Here is an 889-nt window from a genome sequence, read left to right as displayed (position 1 = left end):
AATAGAGAAAATCATCAATTTGGGAGGAGGAATACTAAGTGTAGACGATACAGTAGTAGAAAAGATTTACAGTGACCCTAAAAATGCGGAATTAATCAGTTATTTTTGGTCAGGGAAAGCCCATAAAACTATCATTGGCTTAAATTTAATCACTTTATATTACAGTGATATTAATGGTAGTTCAGTACCAATTAATTACAGAATATATGACAAAAAGGAGGGAAAAACAAAAAACGATTATTTTAGAGAAATGGTGAGTGAAATAATCAGATGGGGAGTCAAGCCAAGAATTGTAACAGGAGATAGTTGGTATTCAGGAGGAGAAAATTTAAAATTTCTAAAAAACCAGAAACTGGGTTTTCTCTTCGGAGTTGAAAAAAATAGAACTGTTTCAAATGAGCCACATAAGTATTGTCAGGTAAGCACTTTGGTGATTCCAGAATCAGGATTAAGAACTCATTTGAAAGAATTTGGATTTATAAAGTTGTTTAGGAAAGACTTTAAAAAAGAAGACTCTAGACACTATATTTTATATCTGCCCGATGAGGAAAAAATTCAAGAGATAACCAGAAGTGAATTTATCACAATTCATGATACCCATTGGGGCATTGAAACCTTTCACAGAGCCATCAAACAAGTATGTGGAATTTGTCGATTCATGGTTAGAGATACCTATGCAATCAAGACTCACATATTTTGTTCACTTCAAGCATTTATTAAATTGGAGTTTATGCGCTCTGAAAAGATAATTAACAATTGGTATGAGGTACAGAGGAATCTGTTTACTTGTGTGATCCGTGAGCATATTTTTGCAAATCTTAGTGCTGGTGTTATTATCTAGCATCCCTAGGTTCTATAGATGATGTTTTTTGTCAATGCGTAAGTCCTA

The 889-nt window shown here is 33.2% G+C and carries 1 protein-coding gene; it reads left to right on the top strand.

Features of this window, described 5'->3' with window-relative positions:
- On the top strand, positions 1–841 hold an 841-nt coding region (locus ACM0OR_RS28315), incomplete at its 5' end, for a transposase (RefSeq protein ID WP_414579730.1).
- Positions 842–889 lie beyond the last annotated feature (48 nt).

The sequence above is a fragment of the Anabaena sp. CCY 9402-a genome, from assembly GCF_963920945.1.
GTDB lineage: Bacteria > Cyanobacteriota > Cyanobacteriia > Cyanobacteriales > Nostocaceae > Trichormus > Trichormus minutissimus.
The sequence above is the reverse complement of the archived record's forward strand: the minus strand, read 5'-3'. Positions and strand labels throughout refer to the sequence as shown.